The organism is Pseudomonas sp. SG20056 (assembly GCF_031764535.1).
Lineage (GTDB): Bacteria > Pseudomonadota > Gammaproteobacteria > Pseudomonadales > Pseudomonadaceae > Aquipseudomonas.
Genome location: NZ_CP134499.1, coordinates 1,259,173 through 1,276,384, shown reverse-complemented (window position 1 = coordinate 1,276,384; position 17,212 = coordinate 1,259,173). Strand labels below are relative to the sequence as shown.

The following is a 17,212-nucleotide window of genomic DNA, read 5'->3' as shown; positions in this document are numbered from 1 at the left end:
TTGCCAAAAAATGGCACGACAACGGTGCTTGACGCTATCGCCGCTGCAGTCTGCCTGAGCATTTGGCAAAGCTCTGTGCGCTGCGGCACTCAAGCCAAGCCATTAAATGGCTAACCGCGCGCGTAAGAGATTGGGGCTTTGGATGCGCTGGTTTTAAGGCAGTAGGCGGTCGGTTTCACGCTTGACCACGGCGTAACACTCACAGCTCAGGCTTTCCAGCTTGGCGCGATCGAGCACGGTGATCAGCCCGCGGCTGTAATCAATTACGCCTTGGCGATGCAGTTTGCCGGCGGCCTCGGTGACGCCCTCGCGGCGCACGCCGAGCATATTGGCGATCAGTTCCTGGGTCATGGCCAGCTTGTTGTCCCTCAACCGATCAAGCGACAACAACAGCCAGCGGCACAGCTGCTGATCAATCGAGTGATGACGGTTGCACACCGCCGTCTGCGCCATCTGGGTAATCAGCGCCTGGCTGTAGCGCAGCATCAGCTGCAGCATGTCGCCATGCCGGTTGAACTCTTCCTTGAAGCGTTTGCCGAGCACCCGATAAGCGCTGCCAGCACTTTGTACAAGGGCGCGACTGGTGGTGCTTTCACCGCCCATAAACAGCGCCACACCAATCACCCCGTCATTACCCACCACGGAAATTTCCGCCGACGCGCCGCTTTCCATCACATACAGCAGGGACACAATCGAATCGGTGGGAAAGTACACATGGCGCAGGGTATCGCCTGATTCGTAGAGCACCATGCCCAGCGGCATATCCACCAACTCAAGGTGCGGCAACAGACGCTCCAGCACTTCGTTAGGTAAGGCGGCAAGCAGGTGGTTTTGCTGCGGGTTGGGGGCTGCGGACATCACTGTCTCCGGTCTTCTAAGGCCTGTTGGCGATTGATATGCGCTCGCTACAGAGCCTTAACTGCACACAGCAGCATAATCCAATCTGTTTTTATATCTGTACGGTAGCGCACAGACAGCCCCTATGCTGAGCCGCTGCAAGCAGCGGTACGCTGTCCTTCGTGCAGGCCAGAAATAGGCCGATATGCAGCTTCTGCAGCCATTTGCGGCTATCCTTGCCGGCCTCTTTTCTGCCGCAGGATGAACCCAATGAAAGCCCAGCTTGAAGAACTGATCAGCAAAATAAGCTCGGGCTGCATGCTGCCGGAAGAAGTCACGCGCATCGCCGATGAGGCCGCACAGGCCTACGCCGATCCGCAGGCGTTTCTCGCCGCCAACCCGGACATCAATTTCGACGACAGCTTTCCCATTCCGCTGGGTGAATGGGTGGTGGTCGGCAGCCTTCCGGAGACTGTGCTGTTCCAGGCCGACAGCTATGACGCGCTGTTCCAGCAGATCACCGAATCGTTCGGACCAGAGGTGAGCTTTGTGCTCAAAGCCAAGCAACTGGCCAAGGTCGAGCCGCTGAAAGCGCTGAATCGCATTCAGGTGCAACTCGCCAGCCTCAGCCCGGAAACCAAGGGTTATGTGTTGCTGGATTTCAGCGAGCCGCTGGATGACGAGCTGCAAGCCGTACTGGTGTACAGCACGGACTTGGCGCGGGTGATGGAGCTGGCAGTGGAAGTCGGCATCTACGCCGCGCCGGCCTATGAAGCACTTAAAGCCGCGCAAGACGCCGAGTAAACGAGAAGTTAGCCAGGCCAACGGCCTGGCGATCAGGAATGGTTGCGACGCAACTCCGCCAGCTTGGCCGCCAAAGCGTCCAGCTCGGCGCTCTGCCCGGGCGGCAGTTGGCGCAGTACTGCCTGACTCAGACGCATCTGTTTGATAAACCGCCGGCAGTGCTGACACATCGCCAGGTGCAAGCGCACGGACATGCGTTTACCCAGGCCCAACTGGCCATCAATAAACTCACTGGAGTGGGCCACCAACTCCTTACAACTCAACATTGGCCAGTCTCCTCAAAATGCTCCAGGGTGGCGAATACCTTGAGACGCGCGCGGTGCAGCAGCACCCGCACATTGGAGAGCGAGACCTGCAAAAGATTACAGATTTCTTCCAACTCCAACCCTTCACGCTCACGCAGGTGCAGCACGCTGCCCTGCAACTCGGACAGGCTGGCCAGGGTTTTCTCCAGGCATTCGCGTAATTCGTCCTCGGTCAGCAGGGCTTCCGGGGAGTCGTGATGCCAGGCATGCGGCGCCAGCAGCCAATGGCCATCCGAGCTGAATCGCTCATCACCAATGCTGCCGTGGGGCGAGGGAATGTCGTCGAGCAGCACTTCACGGCGATTGCCCTTGAGACGGGTTTTCGCGGTGTTGGCGGTGATAGTCAGCAGCCAGGTCTTCAGGCTGGAGCGCTCCTGAAAGCCATCGAGGCTGCGCACCACGGCCAGCCAGGCGTCCTGCACCACTTCATCGGCATTACGGCTGCCGACAATGGCAAAGGCCACCGCGCGCATTGCCCCCTGATAGGTGGCAACCAGCTCGCGGTAGGCCTTCTGCTCGCCTGCACGCAGACGCGTGAGCAGCGCCTGATCAGCCGGGTAATCCATCAATGCTTACGCAGGATCACGCTACCAATCGAATAACCTGCGCCGAACGAGCTGAGCACACCGAGGGCGCCGCTCGGCAGGTCTTCCTGGTATTTGTGCAGGGCGATTACCGAACCGGCCGAGCTGGTGTTGGCGTAGGTGTCGAGAATCACCGGTGCTTCGCCTGGCTCGGCATCACGACCCAGCAGCTTGCGTGCGATCAGCAGGTTCATGTTGAGGTTGGCCTGGTGCAGCCAGAAGCGCTTCACATCGCCGACGTTCAGCTTGTTCTCGGCCAGGTGCGCGGCAATCAGCTCGGCAACCATCGGGCAGACATCCTTGAACACCTTGCGCCCTTCCTGAACGAACAGCTTGTCACGGGCGCCGACGCCCTCTTCCGCACAGCGGTTGAGGAAGCCGAAGTTGTTGCGGATGTTGTTGCTGAACTGGGTGATCAGCTTGGTGCCGACGATATCGAACTGGTAGTTCGAGGTGGCTTGGTCGGCGCGCTCGATGATGACCGCCGTGGCGGCGTCACCGAAGATAAAGTGGCTGTCGCGGTCACGGAAGTTCAGGTGGCCGGTGCAGATTTCCGGGTTGACCATCAGAATCGCGCGGGCCTGGCCCAGCTGCACGCTATTGGCAGCAGCCTGGATGCCGAAGGTGGCGGAGGAACAGGCCACGTTCATGTCATAACCGAAACCCTGGATGCCCAGTGCGGCCTGCACTTCAATCGCCACCGCCGGGTAGGCGCGTTGCAGGTTGGAGCAGGCCACGATCACCCCGTCGATATCGGCGGCAGTCTTGCCGGCGCGGGCCATGGCGTCTTTGGCGGCGCCTACGGCCATTTCGCAGAGGATGCCCCAGTCTTCATTGCTGCGCTCCGGTAGGCGCGGCGCCATGCGCTTGGGATCGAGGATACCGGCCTTGTCCATGACAAAGCGGCTCTTGATACCCGAGGCTTTTTCGATGAAGCCACTGCTCGACTCGCTCAGCGCTTCGACTTCACCACTGGCGATGGCCGCGGCGTTGTCGGCATTGAATTGCTGGACGAAGGCGTTGAACGACTCGACCAACTCATCGTTGGAAATACTGTTTGCCGGGGTATAGAGGCCGGTACCACTGATCACGACGTTATGCACAGTCATTCCTCTTGTTCTTCGCCGCAGGCAGCGGCCAATTATGCAATACGCCCAGGGCAGGCTAGGCCATGGGCAAAAAACGGCTGACAGGCTCAGCAAACTCGATCCATGAAACGTCCTGTTACGAGCCACGGAGTTTGCCACAGCCAGAGGTGCTTCGTCCGCTCAGCACGTCAGGACAACTGCAACAAGCTGTCGGCTACTGAGGCAAAGATGCTCACAACGTGGCGCAAGACACATCGCGCAAGCGCCCGCGCAATGGCGCCTGGATGACCTCACCCGTCCGGGTGATAGCTGATTGTCGGACAATCTATATGCTCGCCCTTCCCTAATAACAAGAAAGGTTTCCGTCATGCGCAAGCTGCTGCTATTGCTGGTGCTGAGTTTTGCCCCCTTGAGCCAGGCTGCCGTGGGTGTATTCCCCGACAGCACCTTCCAGAATCTCGACCACGGCCTGTACTGGTTCGGTTACGGCGACAGCTGGCAGAAGGCCGTGCCCGGTCAGAGCAATGCCTATTACGTGGCCAGCAAGCCGACGCTGATCTATATCCATGGCTGGCAGAACGGCTCAACGCAAAAGAAGAACCGCGAAACCTTCAACCGTAAGGATGCCGGCGGCCCCGATCTGGACCTCGCCCACGCCTGGCTGGCAGCCGGTTACAACGTCGGCGTGCTGTACTGGAACCAGTTCGCCGATGAAGGTGAAGTGAAGGATGCCGAGGCCAAGATCTGGACCGCCAGCGGCCCGCGCGCCATGCGCTGGCGCAACAGCAGCGGGGTTTACGCCAGCGGCCCCAGCCAATCGGCCAGCGATCTGCTGTTCAACAGTTACAAAGCCAACCTGGCCGGCTACAGCGGCAGCAACATCCGCATTGCCGGGCATTCGCTGGGCAACCAAATGGCCATCGTCCTGACCAAGAAGATCAGCGATGCGGTCAGCGCCGGAACCGTTAATAGCAAACTGCTGCCCAAGCGCGTCGCCCTGCTCGACCCCTTCTACTCCAACAACGCGAAAAACTACCTGGGCAACAAGTGGGTCGGCGAAGTCTGCCGTACCTATGTCAACGCGCTGAAAACCAAGGGCGTGATCTTCGAGACCTACCGCACCTCCGGGGCCAGCAGCACCGGTTTTATCGGCGATAGCAATACGGGGCTGATGAACATGACCGCCTTCAGCGAGCTCAAGCCCTGGTACTTCAACGCCACGCAACTGACCGAGAAACACAATGCCGCCGTATGGCACTACCTGTGGTCGTTCAGCAGCAACCCACCGCTGATCAGCGGCACCAGCAGCCAGGCCGCTTCGGCGAAAACCAGCGACAGCCGCATCAGCACCTTGATGAATGGCAGCAAGAAACTGGTCCACGATCAGGGTGCCTATACCAAGGAGCCATCTGACGATAACTTCAAGGAGGCCAATCGCTGATCCCCGTGCGCCGCTCAAGCCGATGAATGCGACCGTGCGACTTAAGCCGGCTTGACTATCCGGGCACAGCATGAAAAAACAGAGGTTCGCAGGGCCGCACAGGCCCTGCACTCTTGCGTTTCTGGATACCTGTCTTATGGCCCTGCATACCTGGCTGATCTTTCTTACGGCAGTGTTTGGCCTGTCGCTGACTCCAGGCCCCAATGGCCTGCTCGCGCTCAGCCATGGCGCCTTGTATGGCCACCGCAAAACCCTGTTTACCGTCAGCGGCGGCGTGCTGGGATTTACCCTGCTGATGGCCTTGTCGATGCTCGGTATCGGCACCCTGCTGCAAGCCTCGGCACAGGCCCTCACCATCCTCAAATGGCTCGGCGGCGCCTACCTGATTTGGCTCGGCATTCAGCTCTGGCGCGCGCCGCCACTGCACCTCGCGATGGCCGAAAAAGCAGCCGAGAGCAGCGGCTTCAAGCTGTTTCGCCAGGGCCTGCTATCGGCATTGTCCAACCCCAAGGTGATTCTGTTTTTCGGCGCCTTTCTGCCGCAGTTTCTCGACCCACGCGGTGACCTCTTACTGCAGTTCGCCATCATGGCGCTGACCTTTGCCGTGGTTGAAGGCAGTGTTGAATACCTGCTGGCGCGAATGGCCCATCGCGTGCGGCCCTGGCTGCAACGCAGTGGCAAAGGCTTCAATCGCTGCTGCGGCGGGCTGTTTGCATTGATGGGCGCAGCCCTGCCGATGACCCGCTGAAGCGCCTACAGCGCAAAGGACCTGCCTTGGTGTCCAAGCTGTTAACTGCCCTGCTGTTGCTCACCCTGAGCGGCGCATCATTGGCCGCCGAGCGGGCGCTGCGCTTCTCGATCAACGACAGCTGGGCCATGCCCATGGTGCGTATCAAAGACGGCAAGGCAGTGGAAGGCATTCTGGTCGACTTGCATCAGCGTCTGGCCGCCAAGGTTGGCCGCAAAGCCGAGATGGTGGTGATGCCGCGTATGCGCGTACAGCAGGCGCTGGAAAACGGAGAAATTGATATGCGTTGCTACGTCAGCCCGAACTGGGTCAACAGTGGCCACTATCGCTATATCTGGAGCCTGCCCTTTATGACCCAGCGTGATGTGCTGGCAGGCGTTACGCCCGAGAAACTGGAGCCCGAGCAACTACTCAATGAGCGCCTGGGCACCGTCCTCGGCTTCACCTATCCACGCCTGGAGCCGCTGTTCGCCAGCGGCCAGATCCAGCGTGAAGACGCCCGCACCCAAGACCAGGTGCTGCTCAAACTCAGTGCCCGGCGCTACCGCTACGCCATCAGCAACGAACTCTCGCTGCACTGGTTCAACCGCCACCAAGCGCCCGGGGAAAGACTGCACCACCTGAGCGAAGTGGCTACCGACCCCATCGCCTGCATCGTCCGCGATGCCCCGGATGTCCCGACCATGGCCCTGCTGCGCGCCATGGTGCAGATGAAACAGGCTGGCGAATTCGACGAGTTGCTGGCTCGATACCGCTGACCTCAAGCCCATATACGCGACCACCGATCGGCCCCGAGCTTGCCGCGCCCCTAATAGTTAGTTAGCCTAACGAAATATAACGGAGAGCAAGCATGCCGATCACCGACAGCCTTAAACGCCTGCAATGGCACATGTGGCACCACTGGCGGCGGTACGCCCAGCACAGCGGCAGCATGGAGCTGAGCAACAGCGAGCTGGACTACCTGTATGCCCTGATGTCCGCCGAAAACGGCCTGCGCCTGACCGAACTGGCCGAACGGATGAACGTCAGCAAGGCCAGTGCCAGTGCCATGGCCAGCAAGCTGGAGGCACGCGGATACCTGCAGCGCCTGCCCTGTAGTGAAGACGGCCGCGCCATGCGCCTGATGGCCACGGCCAAATCCAATGCGCTGGAACAGGAAGAGCGCGATGTCTACGTGCAAACCGCCGCCAGCCTTGAACAAAACCTCAGCACTGAAGAGATGCAGCAGCTGAGCCAGTTACTCGCCAAAGCCTGCCAGACCCTCGAAATCGGCTGACCCAGCCGCGCAACCGTTTACCCGTGCCCCCCTATGAACAACAGTCAAAGCATCACCCGCACCTTCTGGCGCTACAGCATCCCGGCCATCGCCGCCTTGATGATCAGCGGACTGTACATGGTCGTGGACGGCATCTTTATTGGCCACGCCATGGGCGCCACCGGGTTGTCGGCGATCAACATGGCCTGGCCGCTGTCCGGAGTGATGCTGGCCATCGGCATGATGATCGGCATGGGCGGCGGCGCTCAATGCTCCCTGGCCCAGGGCGCCGCGCAGTGGCCGCAAGCACGCAGCTACCTGGCTCAGGCACTCTGGCTGCTGGTTCTCTTGGGCATCCCCACAGGCGTGCTGGTGGTGCTGAATGGCCCGGCGTTTATGGCCATGCAAGGCGCCGAGAACGATCTGGCACAACTGGGCAATGACTACCTGCTAGTGCTCGGCTGGGTCACGCCTTTGGTATTCGGCTCCATCGCCCTGCCCCTGCTGGTTCGCAACCTCGGCGCACCGCGCCTGGCGACCCTGGCCATGCTGGTGGGCGCGCTCGCCAACGTGGCACTGGACTACCTGTTCATCATCGAACTGCAGTGGGGTCTGCACGGTGCCGCCTTGGCCACTGTGATCGGCGAAAGCCTGTCAGTGCTGATCTGCCTGGGTTTTATCTGCAGCCGGCACAACCCGCTGCAGATGCCCCTGACCGCCTGCACCTTCAACCTGCGCAAAAGCCTGGACACCCTCACCACCGGTTTCTCCAGCATGTTGATGTACCTCTACATGAGCCTGGTGGTGGTGCTGCACAACCTGCTGTTTATGCACTACGGCAGCCCCTTGCAGGTTGCCGCCTACGCCATCGCCGGCTACCTGATGGCCTTCTACTACATGTTTGCCGAAGGCGTGTGCGGCGGTATGCAGCCCCTGGTCAGTTACTTCTACGGTGCCCGCGAGCCGGACAAGGTCCGCCGCGTACTGCGCCTGGGTCTGCTCACGGCAGTGGGCAGCGGCGTGCTGATGACTGCAGCGCTGTTGCTCCTGCCAAGGCTGTTTGCCGGAATTTTCAGCGGCAGCGACCAAGCCCTGCTGGATGCCAGCGTGTTGGGCCTGCGCCTGCATCTGTTCGCCATGTTCCTTGATGGTTTTATCATCCTCGCGGCGAGCTTCTTCCAGGCCATGGGCCAGGCCCGCTACGCCACGTTGGTGACGGTGGGCAATATGCTGATCCAGCTGCCCTTCCTCGCGCTGATGCCACTTCTGCTGGGCCTCAACGGCGTATGGCTGGCCCTGCCGCTGTCCAACGTCTGCCTGAGCCTGGTGGTGATCTGGATGCTGCGGCGCCAGTTGCAGCAGCTAAAAACGCTCGATAGCGCTGCCTAAGCGCAAAACCTGAGCAGCCGCTGTAAGTGACGCACGAGCAAGTGCGTCACTTACAGCCTTCAAACCTTGCAGATAACAACCCAACTACAGCGCACAACGCGCACAGGAGCGAATGCAGTTGTTATCAAGCACCGCTCGCTCAGCCTGGATCGCCAACCTTGAGCACCAGCCGGATGCCGCGCAGTCCCTGCTCGCGCTCACGCTGCAAGGCATAGCTGGCCAGCTCAGCCATGGCCCGGCGATGCACATAGGCCAGGCTGTCGATCAGCGTCGCGCTATTGCGCAGGAACTCGACCGGCTCGCCGGCCTGGGCATTTAGCCGTGGGCAGCGCAGACGCAGATAACCGCCCAGCGTGCTGCCATCAAGCAGGGTCTGGGGCGTTTGATCCGCCGCTTTGAGCAAGCGCAGGGCCAAATCTTGATAGCGCGACAAGGCATCCTGGCTCAAGCGCTCAGTCAGGCTGTCGGGAGTCTGCTGATGCCAATCCAGAAAGCGTTCGGCCAGTTCGCGGGCCTCCAGCAGGCGCGCATAGTCGACATACAGCTTGCTCAAATGCAGCGCCAGACGCGCTGTTTCACGCAGCGCCGTGGTTGCATTCGCCAGGCTCAGCTCCAGGCGACGCCGGTATAACGAAGCAGCCAGGAGCAACTGCAGCTGCGCCGGGGTCTTGCCCTCATCGATCTGCCGATACAACGGCAAGTGCTTAGCCGGATCAAACGCCTCGCTGTCACTGAGTCGTGCGGTCACCCCATTGCGCTGCAACTCGCCACACCAGGCCAGCGCCACACGCTGGTCTTCCTGCGCTTCAGCCTGAGTCCAGGCCTGAGTAATTTCCGGAGACAGGCGCCGCAACTCGTCAATCACCGCCTGCCAGCCCAGCGCGGCATGCGCCGCCTGCACCGGCTGATGCAGCGCCAGCCAGGGCAGATTGCGCCATTGCCGGCCTGTCCACTCCCAGAGCTGATCAAGCGCCTCTTCACGCTGGGCGCTGATCTGGAAGATCTGCTGGCTGTCCTGTAACTGCTGCTCGTCATAGTCCAGGCCCAGCTCCGCGTAGTAAGCCTCGGTGACACGCTGACAATGCTCGGCGAAGTGCTCGAACAGAACGGCTGCCGGGCGGGCGTCATGCAAGTAGCCGGGCGCCTGCAGGGCTTCACTGTGCTGGATACGCGCCAGATCGGCAGGGTGAGTATGCCAATAGCGGGTACTGCCCTCTTCGAGGCTCCGCTCCATCTGCTGCCGAGTGGCCTGGCTCAGGCTGGAGGTCTTCTCGGCAGTGGCGTGCGGCATATCGCGCAGCAGGCGACGCTCGCGCCAGGTACGGGCATTCTGCTGATCCACTTCACGCCAGGCCCAGGACAGCGCGCGCAACTGCAAGGCACTGCCACGAAACGCCGCACTCCCGGCCAGCAAACTCTCGTAACGGTCGGCGTCGAACTCCATCTGCCGCGACAGCGAACGGGACAGGCGAAAGCTCAGCCAGAAACAGCCACGCATCAGCAGCCGCGACAGCTCGATTCCCTGCTGCGCCACCCAGATGGCAAGCTGCAGAATCCACCAGGGATCGTTCTCCAGCCATTCCTGCAGGCGATCATCCCAAGGGTCGCGACTATTACTGCGCACTTCCAGCCAGGCATTAACCGAGTTGATCAGGAAGTTACAGCGCATGCCCAGCCGCTGAGCAAAGTGGCCAAACTCGTGCCCCAGTAAGCCGACAAACTGCTGCACGCTCATCCCGGCAACCAGTGGCATGCCGATGGTCAGCACCTTGCGGCCAGAGAAGAATCCACTCCAGCCATTCTCGAAATGCACGCTGGCATTCACGTCATTGGACAGCTGGACCGCCACCGGTGGGCGCAGGCCAATCGCCTGACACAACTGGTTGATTACCAGCTGCAAACGCGGTTCGCAGGCCAGGTCCAGCTCCAGCGGTTCATCACCACGCTGGCTGGGTAGAAAGAATGGCCGCGCCATAAACAGCAGCAGAATGCCGCCGCTGATTGCGGGCACGCCATAGATGCAAAGCAGCAACCAGATATTACGCAAACCGCCGAGGTATTCGTGGATATGCAGCAAGTACCAGGCAAGCCCAGCACCCAGTCCAATCACCAACCCCGCATAAAGCGTCGGCACCAAGAGGCAGCAGAGCGTGACCAGAAACAGCTGCAAGGCATACGTCGGGCTGGGCCGGGCACGCTTAAGCCCCTTCTGGGCTAATTCCTGTAGAACCGTCAGAGGGTCGACCGCCGCAGGCGCGGCAACCTCCTCGACCGAGACGGCCAGACCTGCCTGTTGTAACCGAGTGCACCAGCGCTCGGCACTGGGCCGATCCAAACCACTTTTGACCACACGCCGTGCCGGCGGCAGCAAGGCCTTCACCTGGGCCTCAGAGAACTTCAGCTGCGTCTGTAAATGCTGAGCAATCTGCTCAGACGTATACCCAGGCAAGGCCCGGCCACTCAGCACAACACGGAACGACACGGCGATCCCTCGCTACAAATTGAAATAGATGAGCAGATTAACAAAGCGTGCAGCACTCGCGGCCGGTCACATAGGGCTCAGGTCACCGACAGCTGGGCAGTATTTACGGGGGTCGCACGTTCATCTAAAACCCGCGCCTCAGGTTGGCCATTCCAGACCTGCAACGGCCGTTCGGCACCCTTCAGTAACCAACCACTGCGCCCACCCACCAGGGTACTGACCGCATGCGCACGGCCAAATGGATTGTGCCGAGCCAGCAACAATACGCTGTCACGCAGCCAGGCCAGGCTGCGGCTGTGAGATTGGAACAGTGGCGTGAGCAGGCGGCTGGCTTGGCGGTAATAACGCAGGTGATCACGCCGGCTGCTGGCATAGGCGGCGAATACCGCTGACCAGTCGCAGTCGTTTGGGGTGCGTTGTGTGGTGACAGCGGCGGACAAGGCAGCCGCATCCACCAGTGCCATATTCGCGCCCTGGCCCAGTTGTGGGCTCATGGCGTGTGCGCAGTCGCCGATGGCGATCACCCGGCCGTCGTGCCACTGCTGCATGCGCACATCGGCATACACCGCCTGGCTGAGTTGCTCGGGACGTTCGATCAGTTCAACAAAGGGTTCGGCAGCGCTGCCCGCCAGTTGCAGCACCTGGGCTTTCCAGGCAGCCAAGCCGGCGTCACGCCAGGCGTCAAACTGCGCCACCGGCAGGCTCCAGAACAAACTGCTCAGCGCTTGCTCGCGGTTAAGGTGAGTACGCCCAGTGGGCATGATGCCGAACATCTGCGCGCAGTCGCGGTACCACTGGCGCAGGTCCGTGGTATCCGGTGCGTTTGGCGACAAAGCCGGGGTCGGCACAATGCTCCACAACGCGCCCCAAGGGTAAGGCTGCAACCACTGCTTGACCTGCATCTGCCCGCGCAGGGCCGAGCGCACGCCATCAGCCAGCACCAACGCGGCGAACTCGCCGAATGGCTGCTCGACGCCCTGTTCGTCCTGGCGATACAGCTGCACATGACTGCCATGCTGACTGAAACGGCTTATATACACGCCGGTTTCAACCGGCACACCGGCGTGCCGCGCTGCGTTGAGCAAGGCCGTGAGCAATACGCTGCGGTGAATGCCCATGCCGAAACTGCCGGGCTGCCAATGCGCGTAACGGGTATCGAGAATCACCCGGCCATTGGCCGAGGTGCCGTACAAGCGACTGACAGGAGCACCCAGGCCGCTGCACTCGGCAAATAGGCCCAACTGCTGCAGCACCGCCAGCCCCGAAGGTTGCAACAACACCCCAGCACCCACCGGCTGCAGCTGCGGCACTCGCTCCAGCAGGCGTACGCTGAAACCCTGACGAACGAGGAACAGCGCCGTGGCCAACCCCGCCGTACCGGCCCCGACAATGGCAATCGGCAATCCCTTCACGACCCGTCTCCGTTAATTAACCGAGCGGATTCTACCCTTGCTGCTTGCCCGCACAGCCATACGCAGTAGCAGATTGCCGCCAGTCTGAGCGCCAGCGCACATCAGAAAAGAAGGTTATCCGGGCGATGCGCGGGCCGATGCAGACGGCAGAAGTAGCCGGCGCCTGAAAGGGCACCGGCTAACTGAGGGTTACTGAGTAACTGGCAGGATGTCGAAACCTTTGCGGTTATCGCTGACGATGCGGAAGTTCTGCTGCGAGCCCGGCTCAACTTTCACGGCCAGTTCACGACGCAGGCGGCCCATGCCGCACAGGGTGTCGTCCATCTCGTCGATACCAATGCTCAGCACCCGTGTGCCGACCGGCACCTGAAAACGCACCTGCTCACCCACACCAATGCGTGCAGCCACCTTACGGTCAACCAGTACCGCCACATAGCAGCCGCCGCCCATGCCGCCGAAGTCGCGATTGACCTGCAACTGTCCGCCCTGCCCCAGCGGCACCTGATAGCCCAGCAAACGGTCCGCCGGCACAGGTTTGACATCCTCTGGCGCGGGCTTCCAGGACGAACAGCCGGCCAACAGCAGCAGCGGTAAAACGGCACAAATCAATCGCATGGGAGCCCTCCATGGGCGCAGAAAACAGCAAAGGGGAACAGCCAAAACGGCTTGAGTATTGCCCCTGGCGCGGCCGGCCTCAAGTACAGACTTTTGCGCCGCCGCAACCAGGCTTTTATCAACCGGCGATGCGTTTGAGCAGACGCGCCTGCAGCGCCGCCAGCTCTTCCGGAGTCGCCTTGCCGCCGGCATGCACGCTGAGCGTCTCGCCGGCATAGCGCGGCACAATATGCATATGAATATGAAACACCGTCTGCCCGGCTGGCGCGCCATTGAACTGCGCCACTTGCACCCCGGCAGGCTCCAGCTCGTCGACGATCACACCCGTAAGCTTCTGCACCACGGCCATCACCTTGCTCAGGCTGTCGCTGTCGATTTCCAGAATATTGCGCGCCGCAGAGCGCTTGGGGATCACCAGGGTATGGCCGAAGGACTGCGGAAACACATCGAGGAAGGCCAGTACATCCTCATCCTCGTAGAGCTTGTAGCAAGGGGCTTCGCCGCGGATGATCTGGGCAAAGATATTCTGGTTGTCGTATTCGCCGTGCAGGCTCATCGGGGTTCTCCAGTGTGCTGGGGTTGAGATGGCCCCAACCATACCGATTTCTGCACGCGGGGAAAAATCTGCAACCTGACCAAATGGCCAATCACCGTTATCCTGAGCCTTTCGCCACCTTAATCCGGAGCGCCCATGTCAGACCTTTCCGCCTACCCCATTACGCAAAAATGGTCCGCCCAGCACCCAGAGCGCCTGCAGCTGTATTCGCTGCCCACGCCCAACGGCGTCAAGGCCTCGATCATGCTGGAAGAGATCGGCCTGGCCTATGAGCCCCACCTGGTCAGCTTCGACACTAACGATCAGCTCAGTGAAGAATTCCTCTCGCTCAATCCCAACAACAAGATCCCGGCGATCCTCGACCCCAACGGCCCAGGCGGCAAACCGTTGGCGCTGTTCGAGTCTGGGGCGATCCTGATCTACCTGGCAGAGAAAACCGGCCAGCTCTTGGCACAGGACCCCGCCACGCGCTACGAAACCCTGCAGTGGCTGATGTGGCAGATGGGCGGCATCGGCCCGATGTTCGGCCAGTTGGGCTTCTTTCATAAATTCGCTGGCAAGGACTACCCGGACAAACGCCCACGCGACCGTTACGTCGCCGAATCCCAGCGCCTGCTCGGCGTACTTGAACAACGCCTGCAAGGCCGTAGCTGGATCATGGGCGAGGACTACAGCATCGCCGATATCGCCGTGTTCCCCTGGGTGCGCAACCTGGTGGGTTTCTACGAGGCCGGCGAGCTGGTGGAATTCGAGCGCTTCACTAATGTGCAGCGGGTGCTGCAAGCCTTTGTCGCTCGCCCGGCAGTCATCAAGGGCCTGGCCACGCCAGCACGCGGCTAAAATAGACGCCAGCAACCTGTTCAACGCGTACACAACAGCGCCACGAGAACTGATATGAACAACTTTCTTCAACAGCCAGCGGTGACAGCATGATCGAGGTAACCGAGCTTTCCATTGCTTCACTGCGCACCGCGCTCAAAGCCGGCCAGACCACGGCGGTCGAACTGGTGCAGGCCTACCTCGCCCGCATCGACGCCTACGATGCTGCCGGCACCCCGACCCAACTTAACGCAGTCGTCGTGCGCAATCCCGATGCGCTCAAGGAAGCCCAGGCATCCGATGAGCGCCGCGCCCGTGGTGCAACGCTTGGCCCACTCGATGGTATTCCCTACACGGCCAAAGACAGCTACCTGGTCAAGGGCCTGACCGCCGCCTCCGGCAGCCCAGCCTTCAAGGACCTAGTCGCCTATCGCGATGCCTTTACCGTCGAGCGTTTGCGCGCCGCCGGGGCCATCTGCCTGGGTAAAACCAATATGCCGCCCATGGCCAACGGAGGTATGCAACGCGGCGTCTATGGCCGGGCGGAAAGCCCGTACAACGCCGATTACCTCACCGCGCCCTTCGCTTCCGGCTCATCCAACGGTGCCGGCACCGCCACTGCCGCCAGTTTTGCCGCTTTTGGTCTGGCCGAAGAGACCTGGTCGAGCGGTCGCGGCCCAGCCTCGAACAATGGCCTGTGCGCCTACACGCCATCACGCGGAGTGATATCGGTACGCGGCAACTGGCCGCTGACGCCGACCATGGACGTGGTGGTGCCTTATGCGCGAACCATGGCCGACTTGCTGGAAATACTCGATATCGTGGTCGCCGATGACCCGGACAACCGTGGCGACCTGTGGCGCCTGCAGCCTTGGGTGTCGATCCCGAAAGCCTCCGAGGTACGTCCAGCCGCCTATGCCGACCTGGCCGCCAAAGCCGATGCCCTGGCTGGCAAACGCTTTGGCGTGCCACGTATGTTTATCAACAAGGATGACGCCGCCGGCACCAGCGAAAACCCAGGCATTGGCGGCCCGACTGGCCAGCGCATCCACACTCGGCCGTCAGTCATTGCGCTCTGGGAGCAGGCACGCAAGGCACTGGAAGCCGCCGGCGCCGAAGTCATCGAAGTGGACTTCCCGCTGGTGTCCAACTGCGAAGGCGACCGCCCCGGCGCACCGACCGCGTACAACCGCGGCATCGTCACCCCGGAGTTTCTGCATGACGAACTGTGGGAACTGAGCGGCTGGGCCTTTGACGACTTCCTGCGCGCCAACGGAGACCCAAAGCTCAATCGCCTGGCAGATGTCGACGGCCCGCAGATATTCCCCCACGACCCCGGCACCCTGCCCAACCGCGAAGGCGACCTGGCCGCTGGCATGGACGAATACGTCAACATGGCCAAGCGCGGCCTGAAGACCTGGGACCAGATCGAAACACTGCCCGACGGCCTGCGCGGCCTGGAGCACACCCGCAAGCTCGACCTGGAAGACTGGATGGACAACCTCGGCCTCGACGCCGTGCTGTTCCCCACCGTCGCCGATGTCGGCCCGGCGGATGCCGACGTCAATCCAGCGTCTGCGGATATCGCCTGGAGCAACGGTGTGTGGGTGGCCAACGGCAACCTGGCCATCCGTCACCTGGGCGTGCCCACCGTCACCGTACCAATGGGCGTGATGGCCGATATCGGCATGCCAGCCGGCCTGACCTTCGCCGGCCGCGCCTATGACGACTCGGCCCTGCTGCGCTTTGCCACCGCGTTCGAATCCACCGGTTCGAAACGTCTGGTGCCGCCACGCACGCCGCCACTGTCGCGCGGTTAACGCCGCAGACAACAAAGCCGCTCACATGAGCGGCTTTGAGGGGAATACGCCGGCGTGCCCCTCTACAGTGGTCGGCTGGTACAACGTGCAGAATTATTCACACAGCCGAAGATAGGCATGTGCAGCCCAACCCCGGCGGTAACTCAGCCGCTAGGAAAACGTTGGGGGTCGCGAAATGCCTCAGTCAAGTGATCGAACACCAGGCGTACTCGGCGTGAAACTGGGCCCTGTTGCGGGCGATAAATGAACAGGTCCCAGGGCGGTGGAGCAAGCTCATCCAACACGGTTATGAGCTTGCCGCTGCGGATTAATGGGTTGGCAAGGTAGGCGGGAATCTGACCAAAACAGGTGCCGGACACAATCGCCTCCAGCTCGGTATCAGCATCGTCGCAAATCAACACGGGTTGCCGGGGAGTGAAACTTTGGCCATCGGCGAACAGCCAAGGCCAGGGCCTGCCATTGCGCTGGTCGATCAACGCGGACAGTGGGCAGGCGTCAAGCGCCTGAATCGAGCGCGGTGAGCCAATCCGCTCGACCAGCTCCGGGCTGGCAACCACATGCATGGGTACGGGTGCCAGTGCCTTCGCAACGTAACGACGGTCGCGTATCAAGCCGACCCGAATGCCGATGTCGATCTGCGCCTCCACCGAGTCCGTCATCTGGTCTTCCAGGCGCAAGTGGAACTGCAAGTGTGGATGAGCCGCCATCAGCGGCTGCAGAAACGGAACCAGGTAGTGTCGGCCAATAGTTTGCGGCGCGGTAATCCCGATACGGCCTGAAAGCTCAGGTTCACTGCGATGCGAGCGAAAGAGTGCATCGAAGTGCTCAAGGGCCGAACGGGCTTCCTGTGCATAGCCTTGGCCAAAGGCGGTGATATGCACCTGACGGGTATTGCGGTGGAAGAGCGGCTCACCCAGCTCGGCTTCCAGCGCCTGAACGGCGCGCGTCACGCTCTGCGGTGAAATACCCAGGCGGCTTGCGGCTGCACGGAAGCTGCCGGACTCGGCAGCGGCGCAGAAGATCCTGACCATCTCCATGCGATTGAGCATGTGTTACC

At 61.3% G+C, this 17,212-nt stretch carries 17 protein-coding genes; 8 read left to right on the top strand and 9 right to left on the bottom strand.

The features are described 5' to 3' along the window. Positions 1–153 precede the first annotated feature (153 nt). Positions 154–858: a Crp/Fnr family transcriptional regulator gene (locus RHP75_RS06125; RefSeq protein ID WP_167145567.1), complete on the bottom strand. Its 705-nt coding sequence runs from the start codon at positions 856–858 to the stop codon at positions 154–156. Positions 859–1,107: 249 nt separating this feature from the next. Here RHP75_RS06125 and RHP75_RS06120 point away from each other — a divergent pair, with 249 nt between their 5' ends. Then, positions 1,108–1,641: a hypothetical protein gene (locus RHP75_RS06120; protein WP_160088217.1), complete on the top strand. Its 534-nt coding sequence runs from the start codon at positions 1,108–1,110 to the stop codon at positions 1,639–1,641. Positions 1,642–1,673: 32 nt separating this feature from the next. Here RHP75_RS06120 and RHP75_RS06115 read toward each other — a convergent pair whose 3' ends face one another. The 3 genes from RHP75_RS06115 to RHP75_RS06105 are packed head-to-tail and all read right to left on the bottom strand — an operon-like array spanning position 1,674 to position 3,633. Next, positions 1,674–1,907: an anti-sigma factor gene (locus tag RHP75_RS06115; RefSeq protein WP_090251613.1), complete on the bottom strand. Its 234-nt coding sequence runs from the start codon at positions 1,905–1,907 to the stop codon at positions 1,674–1,676. After that, a complete protein-coding gene (locus RHP75_RS06110; RefSeq protein WP_311090941.1) occupies positions 1,901–2,512 on the bottom strand; it encodes an RNA polymerase sigma factor in 612 nt (203 codons plus the stop codon). The genes RHP75_RS06115 and RHP75_RS06110 overlap by 7 nt, the downstream gene beginning before the upstream one ends. Beyond that, positions 2,512–3,633 (bottom strand): beta-ketoacyl-ACP synthase III, encoded by a 1,122-nt coding sequence (locus RHP75_RS06105; protein WP_160016304.1) that lies wholly within the window; start codon positions 3,631–3,633, stop codon positions 2,512–2,514. Before RHP75_RS06105 ends, RHP75_RS06110 begins: the two co-directional genes overlap by 1 nt. 352 nt (positions 3,634–3,985) lie before the next feature. On the opposite strand from RHP75_RS06105, the gene RHP75_RS06100 reads away from it, so the two are divergent. From RHP75_RS06100 to RHP75_RS06080, 5 genes are all read left to right on the top strand, one after another. Beyond that, the gene (locus RHP75_RS06100) at positions 3,986–5,059 is read left to right on the top strand and encodes a hypothetical protein (RefSeq protein WP_311090940.1); all 1,074 of its coding nucleotides are present in this window, start codon (positions 3,986–3,988) and stop codon (positions 5,057–5,059) included. Between the two features lie 136 nt (positions 5,060–5,195). After that, positions 5,196–5,807 carry a LysE family translocator gene (locus tag RHP75_RS06095; RefSeq protein WP_090251605.1) on the top strand — a complete coding sequence of 204 codons (612 nt, stop codon included), beginning with the start codon at positions 5,196–5,198 and terminating at the stop codon, positions 5,805–5,807. A 29-nt stretch (positions 5,808–5,836) separates the two neighbouring features. After that, on the top strand, positions 5,837–6,565 hold the full coding sequence (locus RHP75_RS06090; RefSeq protein ID WP_311090939.1) for a transporter substrate-binding domain-containing protein: 729 nt from the start codon (positions 5,837–5,839) through the stop codon (positions 6,563–6,565). Between the two features lie 92 nt (positions 6,566–6,657). Continuing rightward, a complete protein-coding gene (locus RHP75_RS06085; RefSeq protein WP_311090938.1) occupies positions 6,658–7,083 on the top strand; it encodes a MarR family transcriptional regulator in 426 nt (141 codons plus the stop codon). A gap of 33 nt (positions 7,084–7,116) precedes the next feature. Next, complete coding sequence (locus RHP75_RS06080) at positions 7,117–8,451, top strand: MATE family efflux transporter (RefSeq protein ID WP_311090937.1); 1,335 nt, start codon at positions 7,117–7,119, stop codon at positions 8,449–8,451. A gap of 139 nt (positions 8,452–8,590) precedes the next feature. Here the strand turns inward: RHP75_RS06080 and RHP75_RS06075 are convergent, their stop codons facing one another. From RHP75_RS06075 to RHP75_RS06060, 4 genes are all read right to left on the bottom strand, one after another. Next, positions 8,591–10,933, bottom strand: coding sequence for a M48 family metallopeptidase (locus tag RHP75_RS06075; protein WP_311090936.1), 2,343 nt, complete (start codon positions 10,931–10,933; stop codon positions 8,591–8,593). Positions 10,934–11,010: 77 nt separating this feature from the next. Further along, the gene (locus tag RHP75_RS06070; protein WP_311090935.1) at positions 11,011–12,345 is read right to left on the bottom strand and encodes an NAD(P)/FAD-dependent oxidoreductase; all 1,335 of its coding nucleotides are present in this window, start codon (positions 12,343–12,345) and stop codon (positions 11,011–11,013) included. A 189-nt stretch (positions 12,346–12,534) separates the two neighbouring features. Then, positions 12,535–12,960: a 3-isopropylmalate dehydratase gene (locus RHP75_RS06065; RefSeq protein ID WP_311090934.1), complete on the bottom strand. Its 426-nt coding sequence runs from the start codon at positions 12,958–12,960 to the stop codon at positions 12,535–12,537. A gap of 118 nt (positions 12,961–13,078) precedes the next feature. Next, on the bottom strand, positions 13,079–13,516 hold the full coding sequence (locus RHP75_RS06060; protein ID WP_167145583.1) for an HIT family protein: 438 nt from the start codon (positions 13,514–13,516) through the stop codon (positions 13,079–13,081). Positions 13,517–13,651: 135 nt separating this feature from the next. Here RHP75_RS06060 and RHP75_RS06055 point away from each other — a divergent pair, with 135 nt between their 5' ends. Beyond that, a complete protein-coding gene (locus RHP75_RS06055; RefSeq protein ID WP_311090933.1) occupies positions 13,652–14,356 on the top strand; it encodes a glutathione binding-like protein in 705 nt (234 codons plus the stop codon). Between the two features lie 89 nt (positions 14,357–14,445). Beyond that, positions 14,446–16,155 (top strand): amidase, encoded by a 1,710-nt coding sequence (locus RHP75_RS06050; protein WP_311090932.1) that lies wholly within the window; start codon positions 14,446–14,448, stop codon positions 16,153–16,155. Positions 16,156–16,298: 143 nt separating this feature from the next. On the opposite strand, the gene RHP75_RS06045 is transcribed toward RHP75_RS06050, so the two are convergent. Further along, on the bottom strand, positions 16,299–17,204 hold the full coding sequence (locus RHP75_RS06045; RefSeq protein ID WP_311090930.1) for a LysR family transcriptional regulator: 906 nt from the start codon (positions 17,202–17,204) through the stop codon (positions 16,299–16,301). Positions 17,205–17,212 lie beyond the last annotated feature (8 nt).

What these genes read in the sequence shown, in the direction of transcription:
- RHP75_RS06055 (WP_311090933.1), top strand. Translation starts at nt 13,652, where the DNA reads ATGTCAGACCTTTCCGCCTACCCCATTACGCAAAAATGGTCCGCCCAG.
- RHP75_RS06100 (WP_311090940.1), top strand. Translation starts at nt 3,986, where the DNA reads ATGCGCAAGCTGCTGCTATTGCTGGTGCTGAGTTTTGCCCCCTTGAGC.
- RHP75_RS06050 (WP_311090932.1), top strand. Translation starts at nt 14,446, where the DNA reads ATGATCGAGGTAACCGAGCTTTCCATTGCTTCACTGCGCACCGCGCTC.
- RHP75_RS06085 (WP_311090938.1), top strand. Translation starts at nt 6,658, where the DNA reads ATGCCGATCACCGACAGCCTTAAACGCCTGCAATGGCACATGTGGCAC.
- RHP75_RS06060 (WP_167145583.1), bottom strand. Translation starts at nt 13,516, where the DNA reads ATGAGCCTGCACGGCGAATACGACAACCAGAATATCTTTGCCCAGATC.
- RHP75_RS06080 (WP_311090937.1), top strand. Translation starts at nt 7,117, where the DNA reads ATGAACAACAGTCAAAGCATCACCCGCACCTTCTGGCGCTACAGCATC.
- RHP75_RS06095 (WP_090251605.1), top strand. Translation starts at nt 5,196, where the DNA reads ATGGCCCTGCATACCTGGCTGATCTTTCTTACGGCAGTGTTTGGCCTG.
- RHP75_RS06065 (WP_311090934.1), bottom strand. Translation starts at nt 12,960, where the DNA reads ATGCGATTGATTTGTGCCGTTTTACCGCTGCTGCTGTTGGCCGGCTGT.
- RHP75_RS06110 (WP_311090941.1), bottom strand. Translation starts at nt 2,512, where the DNA reads ATGGATTACCCGGCTGATCAGGCGCTGCTCACGCGTCTGCGTGCAGGC.
- RHP75_RS06045 (WP_311090930.1), bottom strand. Translation starts at nt 17,204, where the DNA reads ATGCTCAATCGCATGGAGATGGTCAGGATCTTCTGCGCCGCTGCCGAG.
- RHP75_RS06120 (WP_160088217.1), top strand. Translation starts at nt 1,108, where the DNA reads ATGAAAGCCCAGCTTGAAGAACTGATCAGCAAAATAAGCTCGGGCTGC.
- RHP75_RS06125 (WP_167145567.1), bottom strand. Translation starts at nt 858, where the DNA reads ATGTCCGCAGCCCCCAACCCGCAGCAAAACCACCTGCTTGCCGCCTTA.
- RHP75_RS06115 (WP_090251613.1), bottom strand. Translation starts at nt 1,907, where the DNA reads ATGTTGAGTTGTAAGGAGTTGGTGGCCCACTCCAGTGAGTTTATTGAT.